The organism is Streptococcus sp. HMSC066E07, assembly GCF_001814695.1.
Lineage (GTDB): Bacteria > Bacillota > Bacilli > Lactobacillales > Streptococcaceae > Streptococcus > Streptococcus hominis.
In genome coordinates this window covers 1-600 of record NZ_KV817442.1, presented here as the reverse complement: position 1 = coordinate 600, position 600 = coordinate 1, and the positions used below count along the sequence as shown (strand labels likewise).

The following is a 600-nucleotide window of genomic DNA, read 5'->3' as shown; positions in this document are numbered from 1 at the left end:
TTCTTTACTAACAATCAATTACAAGTATCAGCATTATTATTTAGTGCAAAAATGGCAGGTGGTCTATACCTAGAAATCAACTCTGGACCTGTTGTTACTAATTATGAGTTCTTGCCTAAATGTTATGAAGAATTAAAAATCTATGCAAGAAAGTTAAAGGCTATGGAGCTGGTTGTAAAACCTTATGATATTTATCAAGTCTTCAATAGTAAAGGTGAGCCTATTAGTACAGAAAAGAAGGAACTTGTATCTATGCTCACCAACCTGAATTACCAATTTGATGGCTTACAAAAGGACTATCCTGGAGGTGAAGGTGATTGGCATTTTGTAAAAGACCTAAATGACTTAACAGAAGAAACGTTGTTAAAATCTTTTACTAAACAAAGAAAATCATTAGTAAAAAAGCTAAAACATTTGGTATAGAACTGCATAAACTTAAACGTAATGAGCTTTATAAATTTAAGCAGATTACTTCATCAACTTCTGAACGTCGCAACTATAATGATAAGACTTTAGATTATTATGAAAAATTTTATGATAGCTTTGGAAACAATGCAGAATTTATCATAGCTAGCATAAATTTCAAAAATTATTTGGAGC

1 pseudogene is annotated in these 600 nt (G+C 30.5%); it reads left to right on the top strand.

What is annotated here, in order from left to right:
* A pseudogene (locus HMPREF2984_RS04950) lies at positions 1 to 600 on the top strand (peptidoglycan bridge formation glycyltransferase FemA/FemB family protein); the annotation flags it as partial.